Source organism: Candidatus Glassbacteria bacterium (assembly GCA_019456185.1).
Taxonomy (GTDB): domain Bacteria; phylum Gemmatimonadota; class Glassbacteria; order GWA2-58-10; family GWA2-58-10; genus JAJRTS01.
The window spans coordinates 7,049-32,224 of record VRUH01000008.1 but is presented as its reverse complement, the minus strand read 5'-3'; the positions used below and the strand labels follow the sequence as shown (position 1 = coordinate 32,224).

The 25,176-nt window shown below is 61.1% G+C and carries 20 protein-coding genes; 16 read left to right on the top strand and 4 right to left on the bottom strand.

Annotation, left to right across the window (positions count from 1 at the left end):
• Positions 1–4: 4 nt before the first annotated feature.
• Positions 5–523: a hypothetical protein gene (locus FVQ81_04735; protein ID MBW7995875.1), complete on the bottom strand. Its 519-nt coding sequence runs from the start codon at positions 521–523 to the stop codon at positions 5–7.
• Between the two features lie 270 nt (positions 524–793).
• Here FVQ81_04735 and FVQ81_04730 point away from each other — a divergent pair, with 270 nt between their 5' ends.
• From FVQ81_04730 to FVQ81_04690, 9 genes are all read left to right on the top strand, one after another.
• On the top strand, positions 794–1,129 hold the full coding sequence (locus FVQ81_04730; GenBank protein ID MBW7995874.1) for a DUF3467 domain-containing protein: 336 nt from the start codon (positions 794–796) through the stop codon (positions 1,127–1,129).
• 38 nt (positions 1,130–1,167) lie between these two features.
• The gene (locus FVQ81_04725; GenBank protein ID MBW7995873.1) at positions 1,168–2,391 is read left to right on the top strand and encodes a divalent metal cation transporter; all 1,224 of its coding nucleotides are present in this window, start codon (positions 1,168–1,170) and stop codon (positions 2,389–2,391) included.
• Positions 2,392–2,395: 4 nt separating this feature from the next.
• The gene (locus FVQ81_04720; GenBank protein MBW7995872.1) at positions 2,396–3,046 is read left to right on the top strand and encodes a lysine transporter LysE; all 651 of its coding nucleotides are present in this window, start codon (positions 2,396–2,398) and stop codon (positions 3,044–3,046) included.
• A gap of 1 nt (position 3,047) precedes the next feature.
• Entirely contained in the window at positions 3,048–4,013 is a 966-nt protein-coding gene (locus FVQ81_04715) for a histone deacetylase (GenBank protein ID MBW7995871.1), read from the top strand.
• Positions 4,014–4,035: 22 nt separating this feature from the next.
• Positions 4,036–5,514 (top strand): glycogen synthase GlgA, encoded by a 1,479-nt coding sequence (glgA, locus tag FVQ81_04710; protein MBW7995870.1) that lies wholly within the window; start codon positions 4,036–4,038, stop codon positions 5,512–5,514.
• A 14-nt stretch (positions 5,515–5,528) separates the two neighbouring features.
• The gene (locus FVQ81_04705) at positions 5,529–6,116 is read left to right on the top strand and encodes a 5-formyltetrahydrofolate cyclo-ligase (GenBank protein ID MBW7995869.1); all 588 of its coding nucleotides are present in this window, start codon (positions 5,529–5,531) and stop codon (positions 6,114–6,116) included.
• A 119-nt stretch (positions 6,117–6,235) separates the two neighbouring features.
• Positions 6,236–6,691 carry a GatB/YqeY domain-containing protein gene (locus FVQ81_04700; GenBank protein ID MBW7995868.1) on the top strand — a complete coding sequence of 152 codons (456 nt, stop codon included), beginning with the start codon at positions 6,236–6,238 and terminating at the stop codon, positions 6,689–6,691.
• A gap of 211 nt (positions 6,692–6,902) precedes the next feature.
• Positions 6,903–8,246, top strand: a complete 1,344-nt coding sequence (locus FVQ81_04695; protein ID MBW7995867.1) for a hypothetical protein — start codon at positions 6,903–6,905, stop codon at positions 8,244–8,246.
• A 54-nt stretch (positions 8,247–8,300) separates the two neighbouring features.
• Positions 8,301–8,936, top strand: a complete 636-nt coding sequence (locus FVQ81_04690; protein ID MBW7995866.1) for a hypothetical protein — start codon at positions 8,301–8,303, stop codon at positions 8,934–8,936.
• A 114-nt stretch (positions 8,937–9,050) separates the two neighbouring features.
• On the opposite strand, the gene FVQ81_04685 is transcribed toward FVQ81_04690, so the two are convergent.
• A complete protein-coding gene (locus FVQ81_04685) occupies positions 9,051–10,958 on the bottom strand; it encodes an ABC-F family ATP-binding cassette domain-containing protein (GenBank protein ID MBW7995865.1) in 1,908 nt (635 codons plus the stop codon).
• A gap of 204 nt (positions 10,959–11,162) precedes the next feature.
• On the opposite strand from FVQ81_04685, the gene FVQ81_04680 reads away from it, so the two are divergent.
• On the top strand, positions 11,163–12,935 hold the full coding sequence (locus tag FVQ81_04680; protein MBW7995864.1) for a DEAD/DEAH box helicase: 1,773 nt from the start codon (positions 11,163–11,165) through the stop codon (positions 12,933–12,935).
• 85 nt (positions 12,936–13,020) lie between these two features.
• Positions 13,021–14,481, top strand: coding sequence for a cellulase family glycosylhydrolase (locus FVQ81_04675; GenBank protein ID MBW7995863.1), 1,461 nt, complete (start codon positions 13,021–13,023; stop codon positions 14,479–14,481).
• Positions 14,482–14,563: 82 nt separating this feature from the next.
• On the opposite strand, the gene FVQ81_04670 is transcribed toward FVQ81_04675, so the two are convergent.
• Positions 14,564–15,517: a sugar phosphate isomerase/epimerase gene (locus FVQ81_04670; protein MBW7995862.1), complete on the bottom strand. Its 954-nt coding sequence runs from the start codon at positions 15,515–15,517 to the stop codon at positions 14,564–14,566.
• A gap of 153 nt (positions 15,518–15,670) precedes the next feature.
• The gene (locus FVQ81_04665; protein MBW7995861.1) at positions 15,671–17,758 is read right to left on the bottom strand and encodes a family 10 glycosylhydrolase; all 2,088 of its coding nucleotides are present in this window, start codon (positions 17,756–17,758) and stop codon (positions 15,671–15,673) included.
• Between the two features lie 165 nt (positions 17,759–17,923).
• On the opposite strand from FVQ81_04665, the gene FVQ81_04660 reads away from it, so the two are divergent.
• The 5 genes from FVQ81_04660 to FVQ81_04640 all read left to right on the top strand — a co-directional run bounded on the left by FVQ81_04660 (position 17,924) and on the right by FVQ81_04640 (position 24,701).
• A complete protein-coding gene (locus FVQ81_04660) occupies positions 17,924–19,315 on the top strand; it encodes a hypothetical protein (protein MBW7995860.1) in 1,392 nt (463 codons plus the stop codon).
• 63 nt (positions 19,316–19,378) lie between these two features.
• Positions 19,379–20,164, top strand: coding sequence for a glucosamine-6-phosphate deaminase (locus FVQ81_04655; GenBank protein MBW7995859.1), 786 nt, complete (start codon positions 19,379–19,381; stop codon positions 20,162–20,164).
• 154 nt (positions 20,165–20,318) lie between these two features.
• Positions 20,319–21,539 (top strand): methionine adenosyltransferase, encoded by a 1,221-nt coding sequence (locus FVQ81_04650; GenBank protein ID MBW7995858.1) that lies wholly within the window; start codon positions 20,319–20,321, stop codon positions 21,537–21,539.
• Positions 21,540–21,639: 100 nt separating this feature from the next.
• Entirely contained in the window at positions 21,640–23,700 is a 2,061-nt protein-coding gene (gene metG, locus FVQ81_04645) for a methionine--tRNA ligase (protein ID MBW7995857.1), read from the top strand.
• A gap of 254 nt (positions 23,701–23,954) precedes the next feature.
• Entirely contained in the window at positions 23,955–24,701 is a 747-nt protein-coding gene (locus tag FVQ81_04640; protein MBW7995856.1) for a hypothetical protein, read from the top strand.
• Positions 24,702–25,176 lie beyond the last annotated feature (475 nt).

Below are 25,176 nucleotides of genomic sequence, written 5' to 3'. Positions count from 1 at the left end.
CACCTCAGTCCTCCCCCAGGTAGCCGCGCACGGTGGCCAGGAATTCCTCCAGTGGCTGCGGCGCCATCTGGCCGTCGCGGTCCACTCCCACAAGCTCCATGCCGGCGGCGGAGGCCAGCCTGGGCATCACCCTGCGCCCGCCGCCCGGCGCATTCACCACCGGGTAGGCTCCCTGGCTGAACCCCACCACCCGGTAGAACCCGTCGCCCCGGGCCTCCAGGAACAGCACGTAGCGCGACCCTGTCTCGAACACCGGCGAGCCGGAAACGCTCTGGCCGATATCGCCCACCACGCCGCCGAGCTGGCGTGAGGTGACCCGGGCGCCGCCCTGCCCCTTGACCCAGCGTTCGACCGTGAACCGGGTATCGGTGTAGATTATCCCGCCGCCCGCGCCGAACGAGCAGCTCTGATTCCCGGCTACCGCGACTACGACCGCGTCGGCCGAGCGCGCCTGCTCCTCCAGCGGCACATGCCGCACGATTGTCGCGTAAACCGGGATCGACGCGAGCAGCAGAAGCGCCATCACGATTCCGGACGGCCATGAAATTTTCAACAGACCCTGCCTGACGCACTCCCTCTGCATAACGCTCCCCTGCCCTGATTTTATTTTACCCCGGACGATATCGATTGTCCTGCAAGAATTGTTCAATTTACACCCCTGGAACCACGTTTTGCAACCCGGCCGGCCCGGCCGCGCTCTCCTCTTTGTCCTCTTGACTTTCACCGCCGCGGCAACCATCTTGGGTCGACATTACCGGATTCGCAAACGATGAGCATCTTGGCCGGAGGAACCATGTCCAAGCAGCAGCCGCCCCAGGAACGCACGATCAACCTCGAACTCCGCGAACAGGAAGCCGAGGGCGTCTACGCCAACCTGGCGGTGATCACCCACAGCAGCAGCGAGTTTATCCTCGATTTCGCCCGGATCATGCCTGGAGTCAACAAGGCGCGGATTCAGGCCCGGATCGTGATGACGCCCCAGAATTTCAAGAACCTGCAGCGGGCGATAGCCGACAATATCGCCAAGTTCGAGACGCAGAACGGGCAGATACCCGGCGGCGACCAGCTTCCGGCGCGGGTTAGCGTGGACGGACCGCTGAAAAAGGACGACGACAAGAAAATGCATTGACCACGGGCCGGAACGCCCCCGCCGGAGAGGGTTCGAGATTGCTCGATACGCTGAAAAAAATCGGCCGCAGCCTGGGACCGGGCCTGATCGTAGCCGCTATCGTGCTCGGGCCGGGTTCGATAACCTCGATGTCGGCGATCGGCAGTATCCTGCGCACCAAGGTGCTCTGGATATTGGTTGTCAGCGGCGTGTTCATGCTGACTTACACCGCCCTGGCCGCCAGGTTCGGCACGATGAACGAAAAGACGTTCCTCACGGTGGTAAAGGAGCGCTACGGCAAGTGGCTTTCGGTGACGATAGGCATCCTGGCTTTCCTGGGCAGCGCGGGGTTTCAGGTGGGCAACAACCTGGGCGTGGGCATGGCGATGAACGCCGTGTTCGGCGGGCCTGTCTGGGTCTGGGCGGCGTTATTCACCCTGATCGCCATCAGCTTTCTGTTCTTTTTCAGCAGCCTCTACCAGGCTGTCGAGAAATTGATGATTGCTCTGGTGGTGATCATGACTGTCGCCTTCGTCAGCAACCTTGCCGTGGCCAGGCCCGATCTGGGCAGCGTGGTCCGCGGGTTTGTCCCCGGCGCTATCGACATGCAGTATATCCCGTTGATCGCCGCGGTGGTGGCGACCACCTTTTCCGTGGGCGCGGCCCTGTTCCAGTGCTATCTGGTCCAGGAAAAGAACTGGGGACCGGCGCAGTTGCGCGAGGGGATCCGCGACAGCGCGATCGGGATCACAGCCCTGATCCTGATCGGTCTGGTTGTGATGATTACCGCCAGCACGGTGCTTGGCAGCCGGGGAATCGAGGTCCGCAGTGCCGCGGATATGGCCGCTCAGCTCGAACCACTGCTGGGGCGGGCGGCGATGTACCTGTTCTGCCTGGGCCTGTGGGGCGCCAGTTTCAGCTCGTTCCTGGGTAACGCAATCCTGGCGGGGACTATCCTCTCCGATGGCCTGGGCCTGGGCGGCAGAATCTCCAGTCCCTGGACCAAGCGGTTCGCCATCATGGTCCTGCTGATCGGCACCGCCATGGCCGCTGCCAGCAGTAAGTTCTCGCCCATCAATTCGATTATTATCGCCCAGGCGGTCACCGTCATCATGGTCCCGCTGGCCGCGTTCATGATTCTCTGGCTGGCCAACAAGCGCGAAATCATGGGCGGCACCAGGCCAGCCTGGTGGGTAAACGTTTTGGGAATTCTCGGGCTGATAGCGGTCTGCCTGCTGGCTGTCAATACAGCCTGGAACCTGATCGGCAGGATGATGGGCTAGGCTGATGGATTCGCTTGCCGGAATATTTATCGGTTCGTTCATTATCGGGCTTTCGGGCGCGCTGATGCCGGGCCCGATGTTTGTGGCGGTCGTGGGCCAGAGTCCCCATCGCGGCGCCTGGACCGGCCCGATCGCCGTGCTGGGCCACGGCATGCTGGAAAGCGTCCTGGTGGCCGCCGTGATTCTGGGCCTGGCCGAGTTTCTCAAGAATGCTGCCGTGCTGTCCGTGATCGCCGTGGCCGGCGGGGCCATGCTGCTCTGGATGGGCGTCGACATGCTGCGCAGCGCGGGCAAGCTGACCCTGTTCCCTGAATCCGCTGGAGCCGGTTCTGGCGGCCTGGTCCAGGTCCATCCGTTCTGGGCCGGTATTCTCACCAGCCTGTCTAATCCGTACTGGATTCTGTGGTGGGCCACGATCGGGCTGGGCTACATGGTTATCTCCCGCGAGCTCGGCATTCCGGGTCTGGCGGCGTTCCTGGTGGGCCACGTGATGGCCGACCTGGTTTGGTACACCATCGTCAGCACGCTGGTGGCCGGGGGCAAACGCTGGCTCTCAGATGGCCTCTACCGCGGGATGATCCGGGTCTGCGCGGTTAGCCTGGTCTTCTTCGCCGTCTATTTCGGCTGGTACGGGCTGAACGGAATTTCGGTCTGAGATGGGCGACCGGGACCAAAAAGTCGGCCTGCTCGCCGACCCGGTCTTCGAACTCCACGATACCGGCCCCTCCCATCCGGAGCGCCCCTCACGCACCGAGCGGATCAGGAAGGAATTAGAGAGACGCGGGCTCGCCGGCCGCTGCCGGCGGATCGAGCCTGTCGAGGCCGGTGAGGAGGATGTTCTGCGGGTCCACGACCGTGAATACCTGGAGCGGCTGCGGCAGGTCTGCGAGCGCGGAGACCCGTTTATCGATACGCCCGACAGCGCGGTCTGCCCGGCAAGCCGCCGGATCGCCAGCCTGGCCGCCGGAGGCGTGCTGGCCGCCGCCGGGATGATCGCCCGGGGAGAGATCGCACGCGCGTTCTGCGCCGTCCGCCCCCCCGGCCATCACGCCGAGCGCTACCGCTCGATGGGCTTCTGCCTGTTGAACAATATCGCCATCGCGGCCGCCTGGCTGAAAGAAGCCGGAGGGATCAGGCCCCTGGCGGTCCTGGACTGGGACGTCCACCACGGCAACGGCACCCAGCACGCCTTTGAAAGCGATCCGGACATCCTGTTTGTCAGTCTCCACCAGCACCCCGAAACCATCTATCCCGGCACCGGTTTCGCTTCCGAGCGCGGAACGGGCGCTGGCCTGGGTACGGTGCTGAACATTCCCCTGGCGCCGGGTACCGGTGGTAGGGAGTACCTGGATCTTTTCGAGAACTCGGCGCTGGCCGCGATAACAGATTTCGCGCCCGAAATGTTGCTGATCTCCGCCGGCTTCGACGCCCACACCGATGATCCGCTTGCCGGGCTTGCGCTGGAAACCGAAACGTATTACAAAATGGATGTGCTGGTCTTCGATCTGGCGGCGGAAATCTGCGATGGACGGGTGCTGACCGTGCTCGAGGGCGGGTACGACCTGGACGTGCTGGCCGACTGCACTTCCCACCACGTCGCCACAATGTTGGAAATGCCTTGAACCGTAGTTGACAGAGAAACCGATGTACGTCCTGTTTGCCGCCACAGAGATGGAACCGTTCGCCAGCACGGGCGGGATGGGTGACGTGCTGGGGGCGCTGCCTCCGGCGCTGGTCTCGCTGGGCGCGCGGGTGGCGGTCGTGCTGCCGCGCTACGGCTTTATCGATCCTCAGCGGCTGAAACTGAAACTGTACGGGGACGCCGAGCGCAAGGTCCTGGTGGGCGGACTGAACAAGAAATACAAGCTGTGGAGCACCACCCACGAGGGAGTCGAGATGTTTTTCGTCGATCAGCCCTCCCTGTTCGACCGTGACAGAATCTACGGCTCGACCGACAGCGACTACCCCGACAACGCCAAGCGGTTCGTGTTTTTCACCCGCGCGGTCATGGAACTTGCCGCCGCCGTGCGGCCGCGGCCCGATGTGGTCCATTGCCACGACTGGCACACCGCCCTGGGACCGGTCTACATGGCCCGCGATCAGGAGATCGCCCGCCGGCTCCGCGGCAGCGCATCCGTGCTGACAATCCACAACCTCGGCTATCAGGGGATCTTCCCCCGTCCGGAGATGTTCACCGCCGGACTTGGTCCGCAGCTGTTCAACCAGGACGGTCTGGAGTTCTGGGGCCAGATGAATTTCCTCAAGGGCGGGATCGTGTTCAGCGACGCCGTGATTGCGGTCAGCAGCAAGTACGCCGAGGAGATCCAGACCGATGAGTTCGGCTTCGGGCTGGAGGGAATTATCCGCAGCCACAGCGATAAACTCTTCGGTATTATCAACGGCGCGAACTACAGCCGCTGGAACCCGGAGACTGACCCTCACCTGCCGGTCAACTACAGCCGCACCTCGCCGCAGGGCAAGACCCGCTGTAAAATCGAGCTGCAGCGGGAATTGAAACTTACCGAAACCCCCGGTGTCCCGCTGGTTGGGATGGTTACCAGGCTGGTGGAGCAGAAAGGCCTTGAACTGCTGGCTGAGGGTATCGAGCAGCTCATGGAGCACGACATCCAGTTCGCCGTGCTGGGTCTGGGTGCGGAACAGTTCCGTGTCAAACTGCTTAATTTCGCCGAGCGCTGGCCGGGACGGTTTGCTGCGGTAATCGGCTTCAACGAGCGGTTGAGCCACCTGATCGAGGCCGGCAGCGATATGTTCCTGATGCCCAGCCGCTACGAACCCTGCGGACTGAACCAGATCTACAGCCTCAAGTACGGCTCAGTCCCGGTGGTCCGCGCCATCGGCGGCCTGGACGACACCGTGATCGACGCGGACGAGGACCCTGCCGGTGGCAACGGATTCAAGTTCCATGAGTTCGAGTCGGCGGCGATGGTCGCCAGGCTGGAGCGGGCGATCTCGATCTATTCCATCGACCAGGCCCGCTGGAAAAAAATCATGGATAACGCCTTCAAGGCCGATTTCAGCTGGGGAGTTTCCGCGCGCCGCCACCTCGAGGTTTACCGCTGGGCGGTCGAGGACAAGCGCCGCCGAGTTGTCAACGACGACTGAACCCGGGGGTGGCGATGGACCAGGACCGGGCATTGCGGCAGAAGCAGGCTCTCCGCCAACGGATAGGCACCCTGCGAAACAAGCTGGATCCCGACGATCAGGAGCGGATGAGCAGCGCGATCCAGCGCCGCCTGACCACCCTCCCCGTGTGGCTCGACGCCACGTTCATCTGTACGTTTGTCGGCAGCAAAACCGGCGAGGTGAACACGCGGGGAATCATCCGCTCCGCCCTTGACAGCGGCAAGAAAGTCTGTGTTCCCGTGATCGATAAATCCACCCTGCAGCTGGATTTGGTCGAGCTGGAAAGCGATTTCAGGCTTGTCGCCGGCCACTTCGGTATCCTGGAGCCGTCGGAAGGCACGCCCCGGCGACCCGATGAAATCGGCTGGGACCTGGCGCTCGTGCCAGGCCTGGCGTTCGGTTGCGACGGCGGGCGGATCGGGTTCGGCAAGGGTTACTACGACCGCCTGCTTGCCGTGCGACGCGCGCCCCGGGTCGCGCTCGCGTTCGAGTTCCAGGTCCTGGACTCGGTACCCTCGCTGCCCCATGACATTCCGCTGGACATGCTGGTTACCGAGCGCCGGCTGATCCGCTGCACCTGACCTCCCGCCCCATCGCCCTTTACAACCGCAAAAGCGCCGTTTACTATTAATTTCCGGGCAGTCCAGGCTATAAACCAATTCTCTTTTTCGAGAAATTTCAGTTCAGCAGGGGGTGTGTGATGCCGGTGGAACAGCAGTTACTGGATGACCTGAAGCGGGCGATGAAGGCCAGGGATGAACTGACAACCGGTGTGCTGAGGATGCTCAAGAGCCAGTTGATGAACGAGAAAACCAAAAAGGGCGGCCGGAAAGAGCTCACCGAGGAGACCGTGGTACAGGTGTTCGCCACCTATGCCAAGCAACTCCGGGACGCGAAAGAGCAGTTCGAGAATGGCGGCCGCACCGACCTGGCCGACCAGCACGCCAGGGAACTGGAAATTGTCGAACGCTACCTTCCCGCCCAGGCCGACGAAGATGAAATCCGCGAGGTGATCGGACAGGTGGTGGAAGACCTGGCCGCCGAGGGACCGGAGCACATGGGCCGGGTGATGGGGGCGGTGATGCTCGAGCTGCAGGGCCGGGTCGATGGGAAAGTCGTGAGCGCGATGGTCCGCGAGAGGCTGCAGCAGGGCTGAACGTGATAGCTCTGTACACTGAACTGTCAATAGACTTTGTTTTCATGCCGACTCAGCCCTGTAGTTGAAATCCCCCCCGGCCTCCCTTTTGGTAAAGGGGGGAAGCGGCCTTCCCCTTTGAAAAAGGGGAATTGAGGGGGATTTCAGGTTTAGCATCATGTTGACGCTTTTATTAATAAGGCAGGATAAGGCAATTCCGGAGGGAGAATAAATGCCGGCAGCGGGACACCTCATTTTTACCGGCGGAAAAGTTGTCACGCCGGACAGGGTAATCGAGGGATCGGTCGAGGTGCGGGACGGAAGGATAGTGCGCGCGGGAGAATTCCCGCCGGATGCGAGCGACGGAGCGGAAGTGGTGGACCTGGCCGGCGCGTACCTGCTCCCCGGCCTGATCGACATGCATATCAACGACGGGGTGGCCCTGCTAAACAGGATTTCATCGCCCGCCGGACATGCGGACAGGCTGGAGAAAGTCAGCCGCGGCCTGGTTAAACTGGGCGTGACCGGGATTTTCCCGGCAACACTAGCCGCGCCTGTCGAGGAAGTGACAGGCTACCTGGAGGGCATGGCCGAGTTCCGCCGCCGCTGGGAACAATCGCCGATGGGTACGGAACTCTGCGGCGCGCTGGTGGAGGGCACGTTCATGAACCCCGTCAACTGCGGCGCCCATAACCCGGCCTATATTTTCCCCCCGGACCGGGAGATTCTCGACCGCCTGCTGGACACCGGGGTCGTGCGGTTTGTTAATATCGCCCCGGAGTTCGGCGATGAGAGCCTGGAGCTGATCGAGTACGCCGCCGGACGGGGCGTGGTTGTGGGCGCGGGCCACTGCAAGCCCACCGCCGACCAGCTCACAAAAGCTGTCGAGTGCGGCCTGCGCTATTTCATCCACCTGCTCAACGGACCCACCGGCGGCAGCACCAAGAGTTTCGACAACGGAGGCACCCTCCAGGGCTGCCTGCGCGACGACCGTCTGGCCGTGGAACTGATAGTCGACCTGGTCCACGTCGACGGCCGGGTGGTGCGCGACGTGATCAGCCGCAAGGGGGCCGAACGGGTGATCGCGATCAGCGACAGCATGTTCCCCACCGACGGCCCCGAGGGAGAGTTCGAGATCAACGGCATCCTCGGCAGAATCGACCGCGAGCACAACTACATCTATGTCACCGGCCGCCGCGACAGCGAGGGTAACGTGCGCCCGATGCCGGTTCCGGAGGCCAGGACCTGTGACGTCTCGGTGCTCTACGGGGCGATCGCCAACATGGACGACGTGTTCACCAATCTGGTCGGGCTGCTGAGCGTGGAGCTGGAGGGCAACTGGGTCCGCCGACACCCGGCCCATCCGCTGGACGAGGCGGTGCGGCTGGCCTCGGTGATGTGCTCCACTGTCCCCTCGCGGGTGAGCGGGATGTACGACGGTTCCTGGGGCCGCAGGGTGGGAGCGCTCGAGCAGGGGTTCGAGGCCGACCTGGTGGTGGCCGAAGTCTCCGGTGGCCCGGAGGCGGCGTTCAAGCCGCGCGAAGTGTACGTAGCCGGGAAAAAGTTTGCCGGTTGAAAGACGAATGCCAGAATACCGAAAGCCCCGCGTTGTGGGGACAGGAGCAGTAAAATGTCCGTCCATCCCATCCCAAACCGCACCGAGCGGGTGACAGTCCGCATCGCGCTCTGGACAGCCCTGCCCCTGCTGACCGGAATCCTCTGCTGGTGGACAGCGGCGGCGGTCCATATTTACGGCCTGCTGCCCCTGCCCGGCGGGATGATCCCGTTTTTCGCCTATGGCGGCCTGGCCGCCGGACTGCTGGCCTGCCTGGTGTTCGGCCGCAGGATGACCGGCCGGTTCTACTCGGTGCGCAGGCCGGTTGTGCCGGTGGTTTATTTCTGCTGCACGGTGGTGTCGTTCGCGTTGGCGATGGGCGTGCCGGTGCTGGTGCCCCTGCCCGGGATAGCGCTGGGGATTTACATGGGCAGGCGGCTGGCTAATGGCAACGCCGGGCCGGAAGAGGCAAAAAAACAGGCAAAAAGCACGGCGTTGCTGGCGGCCGGAGTTAGCGGATTGTTCGGGGCGGGCTCGATCCTGATGGCCGCGCTGGACAACAGCCTGGCCGGCAATATCGGCCGAATGCTGGGAGTGGAGTGGGGGCGGGAGACAATTCTGGCCGGCGCGGTGCTGCTGCTGCCGGTCTTGATGGGAATACAATACCTGCTGACACGGTGGGCGGTGCGATTTTCTCAGCGGCTGAAATAGCGCTCCACCAATTTCGGGCGAATACTTAGGTTCGCCCCTAGGGTCGATTTCAATTAGCTGGGAGAGAAATCCCCTCTCGAGAGGGGTGGCGGCGAAGCCGTCGGGGTGTGTCAGCTACCCACCCTCCCCCGCTTTCTTGCGCTCCAGTTCATCCCAGCGGGCGTAGAGCCGCTCCACCTCGGTCTCTGCATCGCGCACCCGCTCGTAAGCCTTACCCAGCGCGTGGGAATCCGCGGCGATTTTTTTATCGTCCATAGCTTGACGGCTTTGTTCAACTTCCTGTTCCGCCGCCAGAATCCGCTCCTCGATAGTATCGAGTTCTTTCTTTTCAAGATAGTGCAGGGCGGCTGGCTTCGTTACCGGTTCGGCGGCCCGCTGTGCCGGTTTCAGCTTGTCCCGCCCGCTGCGTTCCCGCTGCTCGGCAGTGCGCTGGAGGTAGAAACTGTAGTTGCCCGGGCAGTGCCGGATCGTGCCGCCGGGCTCGAACGTGTACAACTCCTCGGCCACCTTGTCCAGAAAATAGCGGTCGTGGGTGACCATGATCAGTGAGCCGGTGAACTCCCTGAGCTGCTCCTCCAGCACCTCGAGTGTTTGCAGGTCCAGGTCGTTGGTCGGCTCATCCAGCACCAGCACGTTGGCCCCGGCCAGCATCATCCGGGCCAGCAGCAGTCGGTTGCGCTCGCCGCCGGAAAGCAGCTCCACGCGCATCCGGTGCATCTCCGGCGGAAAGAGGAAACTCTCCAGAAACGCTTTCTTGTGCAGGCGCTGGCTGGAAACCAGCACGTGGTCGCCGCCGGGCACCAGCGTGTCCCAGACAGTTTCGCCCGGATCGAGTTGCTCGCGGTACTGGTCGAAATAGGCGATCCGGGTGTTGACCCCCTCATGGACGTGCCCGCTGTCCGGCTCGATTTCTCCGACCAGCATCCGGATCAGCGTGGTCTTGCCGCAGCCGTTCGGCCCGATTATCCCGATCCGCTCGCCGCCCAGCAGCTCCAGCGAGAAATCCCGGACCACTTCTTTGTCTCCGAATGATTTGTGCAGCCGGTGGGCCTTGATGATCGTCCGGCCCAGCCGCTTTTCGGGATCGAACAGCAGTTCAACCGGCTTATCTTTTTTGGTCCTGCGCACTTTAGCCAACTGCCTGATCCGCTCGATCCGGGCCTTGCTCTTGTGGGTGCGCGCTTTGACGCCGCTCTTGAGCCATTCGATCTCTTTGGCCAGCAGTTTGGCCCGTTTCTCGTCGCCTTTGCGGACCAGCTCCCATTCCTTTTTCTTTTCTACCAGGAAGTGGCTGTAGTTGCCGGGGTAGTTTTTCAGCAGGCCGAACGAGAATTCGACCATCCGGCTGACGACGGCTTCGAGGAAATAGCGGTCGTGGGTAATCATCAGCAGCGCTCCGCGGAATGATTTCAGCCGGTTCTCGAGCCAGTCGATCGTGGTGGTGTCGAGATGGTTGGTGGGCTCATCGAGCAGCAGCAGTTTCGGCCCGGCCAGCAGAGCCTGACCCAGGGCCACCCGCTTGACTGTCCCGCCGCTCTGGTTGTCCACGATCTCGTCGAGCTCCGGCAGCCGGAGCCGGGAGGCCATGCCCTCGATCCGCGGGCGCAGGTCCCAGCCATCGGCGGTGGTCAGCTGTTCGTGCAGCTGCTGCTGCTCGCTCTGAAGTCCGGTACGCGCGGCATTGGAAAGGCTGCTGTCCAGCCGCTGGGTCACTTCTGTGTAGCGCCGTTTCATCCCGGCCAGATGGGCAAGGCCGCTCTCGAGCGCTTGGTAGATAGTGGTCCCCGGCCGGAACGACGGCTCCTGGGCCAGAAAGGCGACCGGAATCTCGGCAGGGTAGCTCACCTCGCCCTCCAGCGGACGTTCCAACCCGGCCAGGATTCGCAGCAGGGTCGATTTGCCCGAGCCGTTGGCGCCGATCAGGCCCACTTTCTCGCCCTCGTCGAGCTTGAAATCCAGCCCGTCGAACAGCGGACGGACACCGTAGTCGTGGCAGATGTTTTCGGCCTTGAGTACGTACATCGCAGAAACATGGTCTCCTGTTTCGTTGCATCTGGTTGACGGGAAACAATCTACCGGCTACCAGTCCGGGTGTCAACGGAGCGGGTGCTGAGCGAAGAGCGGCAGATGAAATAATCAGTGCAAAAAACCGCATGTTATATTATAATAGTAGCTTATCGAATTTTTTCTTAGAAGTTGATCGCTATTGACAAACTGTAACGGCACATGATTGCAGGAGAGGTGAGAGGTTTGAAGATCTACCAGAAACTTAAAGGCATTTTTGCGGGGGAAAGCGGCGGTGAGAAAGACAGCGAAGCCGACAGCCGGGGCGACCGGCGGCCCGGCCGGCAGAGTTCATCGGCTGACAGCCGCGGACAGGAAAGCGCCAGCAGTAGACGCGGCGGCGGACGGAGTGGACGGAGAAGCCGAAACCGCGGGCGCGGCAGAGGTTCTGCCGGAGGAGGCGGGCAGGACCGCGAGCGGGAAAATCAGGGCGGAAACCGCAGTAGCGGCGCAGAGGGAAGCCAGGCGGCCAGCGGCCAGAAACAGACCGAACACGGCCGTCACAGCGGCGAGAGCGACAGCCGCCAGGGAGACCGCGGGAAAAGCCGTGGACGAGGCCGGGGAGACAGGAGCCGGAGCGGACGCGCGTACTCCGGCGACGGGCAAAGCGCAGGCGGAGACGACTCCCGGGAGCGGCACAGGCAGCAGCGGGAATCCAGGAGCGGCGACAAGCGCGGCCCGCGCCGCGGACGGATACGGCGCAGCGGCGGCCGCAAACGCAGCGACCTGGGCGGCGTAGCCCAGCGAATCGAATTTCCGGAGCTGCTGGATCTGGACCGTGAGAGCGAGCAGTTCGTCAACAACGAGTTCCGGCCGCTGGGGCTGAGCGACGAGATTGTCATGGCCCTGGCGTGCAACCGGTTCCGCACGCCGACAGATATCCAGCACGAGGTGATCCCGGTGGGAGTGGCGGGCCGGGATATTCTGGGCCAGGCAAAGACCGGTACAGGCAAGACAGTCGCTTTTCTGATGCCCATATTCCAGCACCTGGACCACGACCTGAAAGCCGTGCAGGCGCTGATCGTGGTGCCGACCCGAGAACTGTGCCGTCAGGTGAGCTGGGAAGCGCGGCGGTTCAGCCGCAGTTTCGACTTCAAGGTGATGAGCATCTACGGCGGCACCTCGGTCAAGAGCGAGATCGATGAGCTGCGGCAGACGCCGGGGCAGATCGTGGTCGGCACACCGGGCCGTCTGCTGGACCACATCTCCAAGCGGAATATCGACCTGTCCAAACTGAACACGCTGGTGCTGGACGAGGCCGACCGGATGTTCGATATCGGTTTCCGCGACGACATCATCAAGATCATCAAGGCCTGTCCGGAAAAACGCCAGATCATGCTGCTGTCGGCCACGATGGACGACAACGTGGAGTACCTGGGCCGGCGTTTCATGCACGACCCGGTGAAACTCTATGTCAGCAAGGACGAGATCACGGTCGAATCGATCTGGCAGCGCTACATCCCGGTGGAGCGCAACCGGAAAATGGACACGCTCTCCAGACTGCTTCGTCAGCAGAACCCCACCCAGTCGATCGTATTCACCAACACCAAGCGGATGAGCGACGTGGTGGCGCTGCGGCTGGGCAAGCAGGGATTCAAGGCCCGCTGTATCCACAGCGACCTGAGCCAGAATAAACGCGAGCGGATCATGGACGATTTCCGCACCGGTAAGATCGAGCACCTGATCGCCACCGACGTCGCCGCCAGGGGACTGGATATCACCGGGATCAGCCACGTGATCAACTACGACATCCCCGACAACGCCGAGGACTATGTCCACCGGGTTGGCCGCACGGGACGGATGGGAGCGGCCGGCAAGGCGTTCACGTTCGTTACCAGCGGGGAGGGCGAGCAGTTGACCAAGGTGGAGACGTTTATCAATAAACTTATCGAGGACTGGGAAGTCGGTGACGGCGACGGGGGCGGCGGCAGTTGACCGCTTAAAAGATCAACCCGCCTGCGGTATTATCCGGGGCGGGATACTTTCTTGCGGAATCCACCCACCTCGCCAGGAGACAGTCATGCTCCGTTTCCAATCCCATCTCCTTCAGTTGATCACCGTCTTGACTCTCGCCCTGCTCTCCGCCTGCGCCGGACCTGCACGGGAACCGGTTAATGCTTCCCCCGGCCCGCTGCGTGTCCATCCGGACAACCCGCGTTATTTCACCGACAACAGCGGCAAGGCGATCTACCTGACCGGCTTCCATACCTGGGCCAACCTTCAGGAGTTCTCCGACGACTCCACACGGCCGTTCGATTACGACGGCTACCTGGAATTGCTGGAAAGCAACAACTGCAATTTCATCCGTCTCTGGACCTGGGAAAACGCCGCCTGGGCCAGCTGGGCGCCCGCTACGGCCAAGGCGCGGATCGGACCCATGTTCCGCTACCGCCGCACGGGACCGGGCCTGGCGGCCGACAGCCTGCCCAAATTCGACGTCACCAGCTATAACCCGGTCTATTTCGACAGGCTGCGTGAGCGGGTTGAGTTGGCCGGGCAGCGCGGGATGTACGTGATGGTGATGCTGTTCCAAGGCTGGAGTATCGAGCGCAAGGGGAACCACAAGGGCGATTCCGCTTACGGCAACCCCTGGTGGGGTCACCCGTTCAACCGCGCGAACAATGTCAACGGGATTGACGGTGACCTGAACGGCAACGGCGAGGGCGAGGAAATCCACCAGCTTGCCGACGAGCGGATCACCGCCATCCAGCAGGCCTATATCCGCAAGGTAGTCGATACGCTCAACGACCTGGATAATATCCTCTATGAGATCAGCAACGAGAGCAACAAGAACTCCACCGGCTGGCATTACGCGATGATCGACTATATCCACGAGTACGAGAAAACCAAACCCAAGCAGCATCCGGTGGTGATGACGTTCCACTACCAGGGCGGGAAAAACTCGGAGCTGTTCGCCAGTCCGGCCGAGGCGGTCTCGCCCAATCCAGGCGATGATCAGGAGTACCGTCAAGGCCCGTCCCCTGCCGACGGCTCGAAGATTGTTCTCGCCGACACGGACCACCTGTGGGGAATCGGCGGCAACAGAAAGTGGGTCTGGCGCTGTTTCACCAGGGGAGTTCAGCCGATGTTCATGGACCCGCTCGAACCGCTGTTCGCCCAGCAGCAGCGCGAAGACAATATTCCAGACTGGCCGGAATACGTGGAAATCCGCCGGAACATGGGCTTTACCCGCATGTTCGCCGAGCGGATCGACCTGACGGCAGCCGAGCCTGTCCCGGAGCTTGCCAGTACGGGTTACTGCCTGGCCGTGCTTGAATCTGGACGCGAGGAGCTGGTTGTCTACCTGCCCGACGGCGGCGCGGTGGAAGTCGACCTGGGCGGCATCCCCGGCACTCTGGAGGGCGAATGGTTCGACCCCACCTGTGGCGTGACGGCTGACCGGTTCGGGATCGACGGCGGCGGGAGGGTAAGTCTTACGGCCCCGTTCGGCGGCCACGCCGTGCTTTACCTGCACAGGTAACCGGGTAAAAAAATGCCCCGCCGATAAAGGCGGGGCGCCCGCCCCCTCTTGCTCACTACTTAACTGTCTTCGTTTCAGCCGCTTACACGCCCAGGTACAGTTTCTTCATCTCGGCGATATAGCGCGGGATCGCTACTTTCGGGTCTTCCTTTTCCTCGTATTCCAGCGCGACCCAGCCCTGGTAGCCGGCGTTGACCAGGATATCCCGGACCCGCGCCATGTCGGTCGGTACTCTGTTGCGGTCGTTGTCGCTGACCGTCACCTTGATCTGCACGTTGACCGAGCGCGGAGCGGCCATCGCCAGCTCCTCGTAGCAGTCCGTGCGGTAGTTGCCGCTGTCCAGGTTCACGCCGAAATTCGGGTGGTCGCCCACCCGGTCGCAGATCGCCAGGTGGTCCCTGGCCCGGGCGGTGATTCCGCCGTGGTTCTCAAGGCCCAGCACCACGCCGTGTTTCTCCGCGTACTCCAGGCATTCCTTGATCCCGTCGGCGGCCCAGCCGATAGCGATGTCCAGCTCGACATTATCGGGCGCCCGGCCGGCGAAGACGCGGATGTGCGGCGCATCCATCTCGGCGGCGTAGTCGATCCACTGTTTCACGTGGTCGATCTGCTCTTTGCGCTCCGCGCTGCCGGGGGCCAGGCAGAAATTGTTGCCGACCGCGGTGCCGCTGATCGCCAGACCCTGGCGGAACGCATGCAGTTTGAGCTGGTGCAGGTAGGCGTTATCGACATTTTCCCTGAAATAATAGGAAGTCAATTCCGTGCCCTGGAGGTCCAGCTCGGCGCACCAGTCGATAAAATCGAACAGGTCGATCTCGCCGGCGCTCAGCGCCTGACGCATCGAGTAGGCGGCCAGCGAGAGTTTCATGTTGCGGGTCGGCTTGCCCAGCGCCCCCTCCTCCTTGGCCTGGGAGCCCTGCTGCGCCTGACAGGCGCCGATTGCGTTAAGGCCAAGCGCGCCGGCGCCGGCAATCCCGGTTACCATCAACTGACGGCGGCTGAGCCTGCCGTTTCCTGCCTTGCCATCCCTCTGCATGATTACTCCTCGTTCAAGGTTGGTTTAACGGGTAAGAATTTGCCTGGGATATCTTATCTGTTTTCCGGCGGTTGAATCGCCATATTGTACAAAGATAAACAGCATTGCGGCGCGGGGTAAGTCCCATGCGGCTTTAGTCCCCTGTTCGGCAAATCAATCGATCGTAACTATGCTGTACAGGACGAGTTCCGGAACGATCACCGACCACCTGCCCCGGTAAGGACCCGGCGTCAGTTCCACCGGTGCCCTGCCGGGGGTATGGAGCAGCACTCTGGCTGGTTCGCCGCCCTGATGGTCGAAAACGACCGGGATGTGCCTGACAGGCCGTTCCGGCCAGTAGTTCAGCAGGTGGCACTGCAAAGATTTCCCCTGTTTGTAGTGGGCCGCAACCACATGAGGCCGGGTTTCGATCTCCATGCTGAACGAGCCGCCGCCGCACCAGCGCAGGCCCTCCAGGAATTCCTCCCAATTGAGCGGCAGATACCAGTTGTCGGGGTGGACCTGGGCGGTGCTTTTGCGGACCGACGGGTGGTCGGTGAATCCGGCGAGAAAAAACACCCTGCCGGCCCCTAAGTTCACGTGCAGACTTTTCTCTTTTCCAGCCGGGGCAGCGCCGAGGCCCAGCAGTCTACTGAAACTGTCCCGGCTGCCGCGCTGCCGTCGGCGCTCATCGTAAGTGCCCGTCGAACCCACGACCGCCAGGGCGCCGCCGCGCTCCACGTATTCTTTCAGTCTGGCGATTTCATGGTCGGACAGGTTCTCCTGCGAGGCCAGCACGACAACTTTCCAGCGCTCCAGGCGCTCCCAGTCCCTGTCGAAGAGCAGCGTGAAGGGCACCCGGTTCTGGATCAGGACCTGCTCGGCCTGGATCGTGTTCAGGAACGGAGTCCAGCCGCCGAAGGTCATCGATTCGAAATCGCGCATCACACCCACGTCTGCGATAGTTTCCAAGCCGCGGAAGAGTTTTTTGTTGTCGTGGAAGAAATGAATCAGCTCGCTGAGTTCGGCCCTGTCGTTGTCGTCCAGCGTATCCTCGGGCGTGTAATAGTAGCGGTAGGAATCATCGAGGTCCATATCCTCCGGCGTGTCCCGGATGATCCTGAACCCGACATCGCCCAGGCACATCAGGTTGAACGCCATCGCCTCGACCAGGTCGAGCCGGTTGTTGGAGTAACTGAACATCGCGTTGCCGAACCGGCGTGCCAGCTTATACGAGCGGATCTTGCTCAGCAGCCTGTTTTCCGACGGGTAATAACGGGCGTGGTCGGGGTCCTCGCTCCAGAAAATATCGGTGTGCTCGAGCAGGCTGGGATGATAGAGCCCGTTCGTGTATGCCCGGTTTGATCCGGCCAGGCCCAGGGGGTTGGTCTCCATCACCACTTCGGGATCGAGGGCCTTGATATGCTCGCTGAGTTCCCGGACGTAATCCGTCAGGGCGGCAACGCGGAAGCGCGTCCATTCCTGGGCCAGCGGATCGTACACCGGTTCCATCGCTCCCCGCTCCAGACGGGGCGGAGTGATCAGCTCCAGCTCGCTGAATCCCAATATTTCCCGGCGCTCTTCGGCAGTGTAGGTCTGTTCGAGGTATTCGCGGAAACGGTGGCGGATGTTCTCTGTCGTACCCGCCCGGAACTCGAACATGGAACTGATATTATCAAAATGGATCAGGTCCATCCCGTAATCTTCTATCGCCGTGGTGACTATGCCCTTGATATGCTCGCGGTAACCGGGCAGGGTGCAGTCGGCGCGGTCGCGGAAATACTGGCTGGAGGAGTAATTTACCGGCTCACGCTTCTCGTCCAGCTGCACCCAGTCGCGGCTCTCCGGTTTCTCCGCGTAGAGGGTTTCGTTGAACAGGGTCGAGCCGATATAGGCGCCGACTTTCATCCCGTTTTCCCGGCAATGCCGCGCCAGCTTTTCAGTATAGGCCAGCTCCCCGGCCTCGTACTCCATCCCCAGGCCTTTGTAGAAATGGGTTATCACCATGTTGACCCCGGCCGTTTTCAGGCCGCGCACCGCTTCCGGGCTGTGCTCGTATTCGTAGCGCCTGAGATAACCGGTCGGGATCGGTCCGCGCCTGACCCGGAAGATCAGCGGCTCCCAGTGTCCGGCGAAACAGATCCCGTTTTCCAGCCACCATCCGGGCCGGTCACTACTGTCCGCGGCGGTGCAATCCGCGGGGGGCTGGCACAGCAGCAGCGCCGACAGTAAAAGTGTGGTAATTGAGCTTGGAATTTTCACGGAACGGTCCCTGTTCTGGGTATATGAAAAGCGTACTAGCCGCCGTCTGCGCTGTCAAGATTTGCCTGACCACTGCCCCGGCTGAACTCTTGCCCGTCTTCCTCGAAGTAGATATTTTTTGTTGATTCACTCTAACAATTCCAACAGCTCCAGGAAACCGTCTTCTTGAACTCGCCAAATACCAAAATCCTTTCGGTTCTGCTGTTGGCCTGGGCTGTGTACTGTTTTACCGGCGGAGAAAAGCTGCAAGCCAGCCCGGTGCGCGGCGAACCGTTCGCGGTTTTCGGCTCGGAAAAGATGATCTATGATGTGCGGATGGGACCCCAGGCCATCTTGCATAAAGGCGTGATCTATCTTGTCTACCAGGCGGGAAGAGATGAAAACCTGGGGCATCCCCACATTATCAGCTACGACACCAAAGCTGAACGCTGGTCTGAGCCGGTGCGGGTCGGGACGGTCTCCCGGTTCGATCATCACTACGCCCCGGTGCTCTGGCTCGACAGCGAGGAGCGTCTCCACATCCTGTTCGGCTGCCACGGCTCCAGCGGCACGCACCTGAGCGCCACCGGTGAACTATCAATCCTCGAGTGGGAAGAAGACTCCCCGGTCGCGCCATCGATCAGCTATCCGAGGTTCCTGCCTGTCGCCGGCGGCATGCTGGCCTACTTCCGGGTGTTCGGGCACATGGGCTACTGGACATACCGGCTTTCCTCGGACAACGGTCAAAGCTGGTCCGGTCCATCACTGCCGGTCACGGATTTCGACCAGCAGCCGCAGCGGCACCTCGACCCGTACGCGGGCTCCTACCACACGATCATTCCCGGACCCGACAGGAAAAGTGCGCATATCGGTTTTGTCTACAAGGATGATTCCGGCGGTCCGGACCCGCGCTACAAAATGCGAGCTTCCAAGGACAAGCGCTACAACCTGTACTACCTGCGGGTGGACATTGCCGGCGGAGAGTTGTTCAATATCGATGGAGAGCCGATACAAAGGCCGGTCACCAGGGAATCCGCGGAAAAATGCCTGGTGTTCGATTCCGGGTTCCGGCTGACCAACATGCCTGCGCTGGCTCTCGACGAACACGGCCGGCCTGCGTTCCTGCTGCCCGTTTCCCAAGCCAGCCCGGCCGACTACCTGATATACTTCATCAAGCGCGAACAGGGAAACTGGGCAATGCGCCCTGTCGTCCGGACAAACAGCAGCTGGTCCGCCGCTTACCTTCGCCGCACGGGTCCCGGCAACTGGAGCGCCTGGCTGACCGTAAGCCGGGACACGGTGAATGTACCGATCTACGGGGGCGGCCGGCTTCAGCAGTGGGTCTCGACCGATGACGGCGGATCATGGAGCCTGGCGAACGAGCTGGAGCCGCAGCCTGGATTGCACTACAATAACCCGACACCGGTCGTTACGGCCACCGGTGAGCCGGTTGACGGCTGGCTGCTGTTCTACGGCTGGACCGGCCCGGAGAGTATCCAGCAAAAAATTCACGCAGGGGCCGACGGGCTCCATAACTCCGGCCGGGCGTTTCTATGGCATGAGGGCGAGTACAAATAATCACTGGTAAGATAATTCCGGCTTACCCTGAGTCTGAAATTATCGGAAAGCAAGGTAAAACAGATGAAAGTCAATGCATACGCGACTCACACAGATATGGCCCGCGCGGCCGCGGAGCTCGGTGCGGACTTGATCAGCGAGGCAGTGGCCCGGCGCGGACGTGCGGTGTATATCCTCAGCACCGGCATGAGCCAGGCCGCGTTTCTCGATGAGCTGAGCTCCATGCCCGACGTCCCCTGGAACAGGACCGTGATGTTCCACCTGGATGACTACCTCGGCCTGCCGACCGATCATCCGGCCAGTTTCGACCGCTATCTTCACGAACGCTTTATCGACAAGGCCAGGCCCGGAGAGTACTACCTGATCGATGGCAACGCCGCCGATCCCGAAGCTGAATGCGAACGCTACGCCGGGTTGATGGAGCGCGAGCCGGTCGACATCTGTTTTGCCGGGATCGGCGAGACCGCCCACCTGGCGCTCAACGATCCGCCGGCTGATTTCGACGAGCCGCGCACATTTCGCGTAATCGATATCGACCGCAGGAGCCGCCGGCAGCTTGCCGGCGAGGGCTGGTTCGACTCCTGGCGGGACTGCCCGGCGCGGGCGATTACGATCAGTATCACCCGGATCATGCGTTGTAATACAGTTATCAGCGTGGTGGGCGAGGCGCGCAAGGCGACGGCGGTATCTCGAACCCTGTCCGAAGCGATAAATCCCGACTGCCCGGCGACGATCCTGCGGCGTCATCCGGACAGCCACCTGTACCTCGACGCCGATTCGGCCTCCGGGCTGGTTCGTCCGGAACCGGGACCGGACAGCCTGCCCGCGTCATTCGAGGTGGACGGCTGAAACGGCTGCTGACCGCTATCCGGGAGCTAACTGTTGCCTATTGGCAGTAAGGCTTTTATCTTTATATCTTTACGGCTGAATTGAAATTCATGGGCGCCCGTTCACGGGTCCCTGTTAATACAATCGGCAATCCGCGGGATTGGAAGGACTTGCAATGGCGAACAAATATATTTTCACCTCCGAGTCGGTGACCGAAGGGCACCCCGACAAGGTCTGCGACAAGGTCAGCGACAGCGTTCTGGACGAGGCCAAGCGGCTTGACCCGGGCAACAGGGTTGCCTGCGAAACTCTGACCACCGAGGGCCTGGTGGTGGTTACCGGCGAGGTCAGCCAGAAGTGCATCGATAACATCGATTTCGAGAAAACCGCCCGCGAGACGGTCCGCAAGATCGGCTATACGGCCAGCGGGATCGGCTTCCATGCCGACGAGGTCAAGGTAGATGTGCGGATGAAACCCCAGAGCGGCGATATCAGCCAGGGTGTGGATGGGACCGGGCTGTTCAAGGAACAGGGCGCCGGCGATCAGGGGATGATGTTCGGTTACGCCACCCGCGAGGGCGACTCGCTTGATGGCGGCTGCGAACTGATGCCCGTGCCGATTTTCCTGGCCCATAAGCTCGCGCGCCGTCTTACCGATGTCCGGAAAAACGGTACGCTGCCCCAGCTTTATCCCGACGGCAAGACCCAGGTGAGCGTGGAGTACGAGGACGGCAGGCCCGTGGCGATCCGTAACGTGGTGGTCTCGAGCCATCACGCCCGTGACTACAAGCTCGCCGAGCTTCGCACCGACATCCTGGAGCAGGTGGTGATCCCGGTCCTGGCTCCCACCGGACTGGTCAGCGAGCAGGAACTGCACGCCGAGAAGGACAATGTCGAGAGCCGCCAGGTCTATATCAATCCCACCGGCGCCTTCTGCGAGGGCGGTCCGAAAGCCGACGCCGGCCTGACCGGGCGCAAGATCATTGTCGACACCTACGGCGGCATGGGCCGTCACGGCGGCGGCGCGTTCAGCGGCAAGGACCCCTCGAAAGTGGACCGCAGCGCGGCCTACATGGCCCGTTACGTGGCCAAGAACGTGGTGGCCGCCGGTCTGGCCTCTGTCTGCGAGGTCGAGCTGGCCTACGCGATCGGCGTGGCCGAACCGGTGAGTGTCTACGTCCAGGCCGAGGGAAATAATGTGCCGGTCGAGAAAATCGCCGCGGCGATCCGCGAGGTGTTCGACCTCAAGCCCGCCGTGATTATCGACACGCTCCAGCTCCTGCGGCCGATCTACGAGCTGACCGCGGCATACGGGCATTTCGGCCGCACGGAAGACACGTTCACCTGGGAGCGCACCGACAAGGTGGACGCGCTCAAGTCCGCAGCCGGCATGTAATATCGATTCAATCAGACTTACGCCGCGGCCCGCTCCCCGCCACCGGGGAATTTCAGGCCGCGGCGGTTTTTTTCACCAGCTGCAGCCGGGGAATATCAGCATGGAACAGAAAAAAGTACTGGTCACCAGCGCGCTGCCTTACGCCAACGGCCCGATCCATCTGGGCCACCTGGCCGGGGCTTACCTGCCGGCGGATATTTTCGTCCGCTTCTGCCGCCTGAGCGGCCGCGACGTGCTCTATGTCGGCGGCACCGACGAGCACGGGGTGCCGATTACGATCACCGCCGACAAGCAGGGAATCACGCCCCAGCAGGTTGTCGACAAGTGGTATCCCCATATCAAGGAGACTTTCTCTCGCGCCGGGATCAGTTTCGACCATTTCAGCCGCACCAGCCTGCCGATCCATCACGAAACCAGCCAGGACATCTTCCTCAAGCTCCACGAGCAGGGCCTGATGGCCGCCCGCACCGAGAAGCAGCTCTACGACGAGAAGCTGGAGAGGTTCCTGCCGGACCGCTACGTGGAGGGCACCTGCAATTTCTGCGGTTTCCAGGAGTGCAGCGGCGACCAGTGCGAGAAGTGCGGCAAGCCGATTGACCCGCTGGAGCTGAAAGACGTGCGCAGCAAGCTCTCCGGCACAACACCGGTGGTCCGTGAGACAGAGCACCTGTACCTGAAACTGGACAAGCTCCAGCCGCGCCTTGAAAAGTGGCTGGCCGGCAAGGACTACTGGAAAGAAAACGTGCTCAATTTCTGCCGCGGGATGCTGGCCGACGGCCTTCGCGAGCGCGCTGTCACCCGCGACCTGAGCTGGGGCATCCCCGTGCCGCTCGACGGGTTCGAGGGCAAAGTGCTCTACGTCTGGTTCGATGCCACTATCGGTTACATATCCAGCACCCGCGAGTGGGCCGAGCAGCAGGGCGACCCGGAGCTGTGGAAAAAATACTGGTGGGATCAGGAGAATACCCGGCTGGTGCACTTTATCGGCAAGGACAATATTTTCTTCCACGCCCTGATGTTCCCGGCCACGCTGATGGCCTACGGCAAGTACGTGCTGCCAGAGAACGTGCCGGCCAACGAGTACCTGAACCTCGAAGGACTCAAGTTCAGCACCAGCCGCAATTTCGCGGTTTGGCTGCACGACTATCTCGACCGCTTCGAGCCCGACCCGCTGCGCTATTACCTGTGCAGCAACATGCCCGAGAACCGCGACACCGATTTCAATCTGCGCGAGTTCCAGGCCCACAACAACAACGAGCTGGCCGACACTGTCGGGAATTTTATCAACAGGACCCTGACTTTTGTCAGCCGCTATTTTGATGGAAAAATCCCCGCGCGCGGCCAGGGTGCAAAAAAACTGGGCGAACTGGACGAGGAGATGCTGGCGCGGCAGGAGAAAATCACCGCCGAGGTGGGAGAGCATATCGACAATTTCCGCTTCCGCCAGGCTGCGGACACGTTCGGCGATTTCGCCCGGTTCTGCAACAAGTATTTCAACGACAAAGCCCCGTGGGCCAGCCGCAAGAGCGATATCGACGACTGCGCCACCGCGCTCAATATCTGCGCCCACGCGGTCTATGCGCTGAGCGTGGCGATGTACCCGATCATGCCGTTCTCGGCGGTCAAAATCTGGCGGCAGCTTGGTCTGAGCGACGACTGGCACGATCACCCGTGGAGCCAGGATTTTTCCGCAAAATTACCCGAGGGCCACAAGATCGGCAAAGTAGAGGTCCTGTTCCCCAAGATCGATGACGAGGCGGTCAGCGCCCAGGAAGCCACCTACCAGGGTAACAAAGAACAGCGAAAGGAAGATTCGGCAAAAATCGCGCTCGATGATTTTATCAAGGTGGATATCCGGGTGGCGCTGGTGACCGCTGCCGTAGAAATCCCCAAGAGCAAGAAGCTGCTCAGGCTCACCCTGGATGTCGGCGAACTGGGAGAGCGCACTGTCTGCGCCGGGATCAAGGGACATTACACGCCGGAAGCGCTGGTGGGCCGCAAGGTGCTGCTGTGCGCCAACCTGGCACCGCGCACCGTGATGGGGATCGAGAGCCGGGGGATGGTGCTGGCGGCGGTTGCCGGCGAGGGCAAGGATGAGCTGCTCGGCCTGACCACGATCGACCCGGAGGCGGACCTCCCGCCGGGGACGCGGATCAGCTAGATTTTAATCCAATTCTGTGGCGGGCGACGCATGCGTCGCCCCTACGGGTGTTTTATTATCCGAAATTTCGTTGCAGGGGCGGACCTATGTGTCCGCCCTTTTTTGCGCCACTGTTACCGTGTTAGTAACATATATTATCCCTCCCGCTTTCAACCAAGCCTTATCTCGTTTAAAATAAATACGTTACATTCTCATTCTCCATTGGCATCCACCTTGCGTATATTATTTCATGAACATTCAACGCAGGCGGGGTAATGGAATCCAGAGTATTCAAAATCGGCATGCTTGTCCTGTTTCTGCTGCTGAACGGTTGCGGGGACGAACCGACGCGGCCGGTTACTGATGATGACGGCGGGCCACCGGCAAAACCGGTTTATACTCCACCTGAAATGTTCCCTCTGGAGGTTGGAGCCAAGTGGGAGTACAGTGTGATCGATACGGATTATTCCTGGGGATATGAACAAACCGCGCAAAATACCCGCTACGGAAAAGCTTTTCTGGAAGTAATGGAAGTCAGCAGCCAGCAGCAGGGGAATTCTTATTCCTTATCTGTAAGTTTTTTGATCGACAGTTGCCGCTCGATCTACCACTGGGGATATGCTCCGGACACAACGTTTGTTCAACTGAATATATTCGATACCTCCTATGTAGCCACGCTGGTAAAACGCGATGGAGAAATACGCCGGCTGAACGCCATTTTTCTTCAACACTTCTTACCTGTAATTCCGGGAGAAAACTCGCACGTATATCTCGATTTTTATAATTTCGGTTATCTTACTGCTTTCGGCTATGATTTGCCGTTCCTTAGGCAAAATAACTCCAGTTATGTCTTCTATTTAGAACGCCACATTTCCATGGGGATGCATACGATAAAAGCATTTTTCAATCCAGACAGTGGAGGATTAACAAAGTTATCATCTGCCTCTACTCAGGGTGAAATATCCGGCGGTAAACATGGAAGCCACATTAATCTGCTCTCCTATACTCCCGGCATAAAGTAAAATTTACTGTTACTCACGGAGTAACAGTAATTGGCGCAATATTTAATCCACCAATATAAGCTTCAGCCTTTAACCTTCTATCTTCATAAATCACAGCGCTTACACCGCACACCCCTCTCTGGCACGTATCCTGCTTGGAACCCCCTTAGCGGTTCATGGGTAGTAACAATGTACGCAACGATAAAAAATCCCCCGGGAAGGTGCAAGCACGATGCAGAACAGCAATCTGGCATTTGTAATCACCGAGGCGGCGCTGAACCCGTTCGAGCTGCTCCCCCTGGCCCGCGGCGCGCGCTGGCGCTACAGCTACGCCTACTCCTACTACTGGGTCAACGGCAGCACGGGCACGGTGCGGATAAATCGCTACGGGTGGTTTATGCTCAGCGTGATAAGAGAAAATTCGCGCTGGGACGGCCGCCGGTTCACGGTGCGCGCCGGGCTGGATCTCAGCATCCGCCACAGCAGCCAGGATACG

Excerpts from the sequence above, each read along its gene's own strand:
- FVQ81_04685 (MBW7995865.1), bottom strand. The coding sequence starts at position 10,958 with ATGTACGTACTCAAGGCCGAAAACATCTGCCACGACTACGGTGTCCGT.
- FVQ81_04700 (MBW7995868.1), top strand. The coding sequence starts at position 6,236 with ATGCCGGTGGAACAGCAGTTACTGGATGACCTGAAGCGGGCGATGAAG.
- FVQ81_04730 (MBW7995874.1), top strand. The coding sequence starts at position 794 with ATGTCCAAGCAGCAGCCGCCCCAGGAACGCACGATCAACCTCGAACTC.
- FVQ81_04720 (MBW7995872.1), top strand. The coding sequence starts at position 2,396 with ATGGATTCGCTTGCCGGAATATTTATCGGTTCGTTCATTATCGGGCTT.
- FVQ81_04655 (MBW7995859.1), top strand. The coding sequence starts at position 19,379 with ATGAAAGTCAATGCATACGCGACTCACACAGATATGGCCCGCGCGGCC.
- FVQ81_04715 (MBW7995871.1), top strand. The coding sequence starts at position 3,048 with ATGGGCGACCGGGACCAAAAAGTCGGCCTGCTCGCCGACCCGGTCTTC.
- metG (MBW7995857.1), top strand. The coding sequence starts at position 21,640 with ATGGAACAGAAAAAAGTACTGGTCACCAGCGCGCTGCCTTACGCCAAC.
- FVQ81_04695 (MBW7995867.1), top strand. The coding sequence starts at position 6,903 with ATGCCGGCAGCGGGACACCTCATTTTTACCGGCGGAAAAGTTGTCACG.
- FVQ81_04675 (MBW7995863.1), top strand. The coding sequence starts at position 13,021 with ATGCTCCGTTTCCAATCCCATCTCCTTCAGTTGATCACCGTCTTGACT.
- FVQ81_04690 (MBW7995866.1), top strand. The coding sequence starts at position 8,301 with ATGTCCGTCCATCCCATCCCAAACCGCACCGAGCGGGTGACAGTCCGC.
- FVQ81_04640 (MBW7995856.1), top strand. The coding sequence starts at position 23,955 with ATGGAATCCAGAGTATTCAAAATCGGCATGCTTGTCCTGTTTCTGCTG.
- FVQ81_04680 (MBW7995864.1), top strand. The coding sequence starts at position 11,163 with ATGATTGCAGGAGAGGTGAGAGGTTTGAAGATCTACCAGAAACTTAAA.
- FVQ81_04705 (MBW7995869.1), top strand. The coding sequence starts at position 5,529 with ATGGACCAGGACCGGGCATTGCGGCAGAAGCAGGCTCTCCGCCAACGG.
- glgA (MBW7995870.1), top strand. The coding sequence starts at position 4,036 with ATGTACGTCCTGTTTGCCGCCACAGAGATGGAACCGTTCGCCAGCACG.
- FVQ81_04735 (MBW7995875.1), bottom strand. The coding sequence starts at position 523 with ATGGCGCTTCTGCTGCTCGCGTCGATCCCGGTTTACGCGACAATCGTG.
- FVQ81_04650 (MBW7995858.1), top strand. The coding sequence starts at position 20,319 with ATGGCGAACAAATATATTTTCACCTCCGAGTCGGTGACCGAAGGGCAC.
- FVQ81_04670 (MBW7995862.1), bottom strand. The coding sequence starts at position 15,517 with ATGCAGAGGGATGGCAAGGCAGGAAACGGCAGGCTCAGCCGCCGTCAG.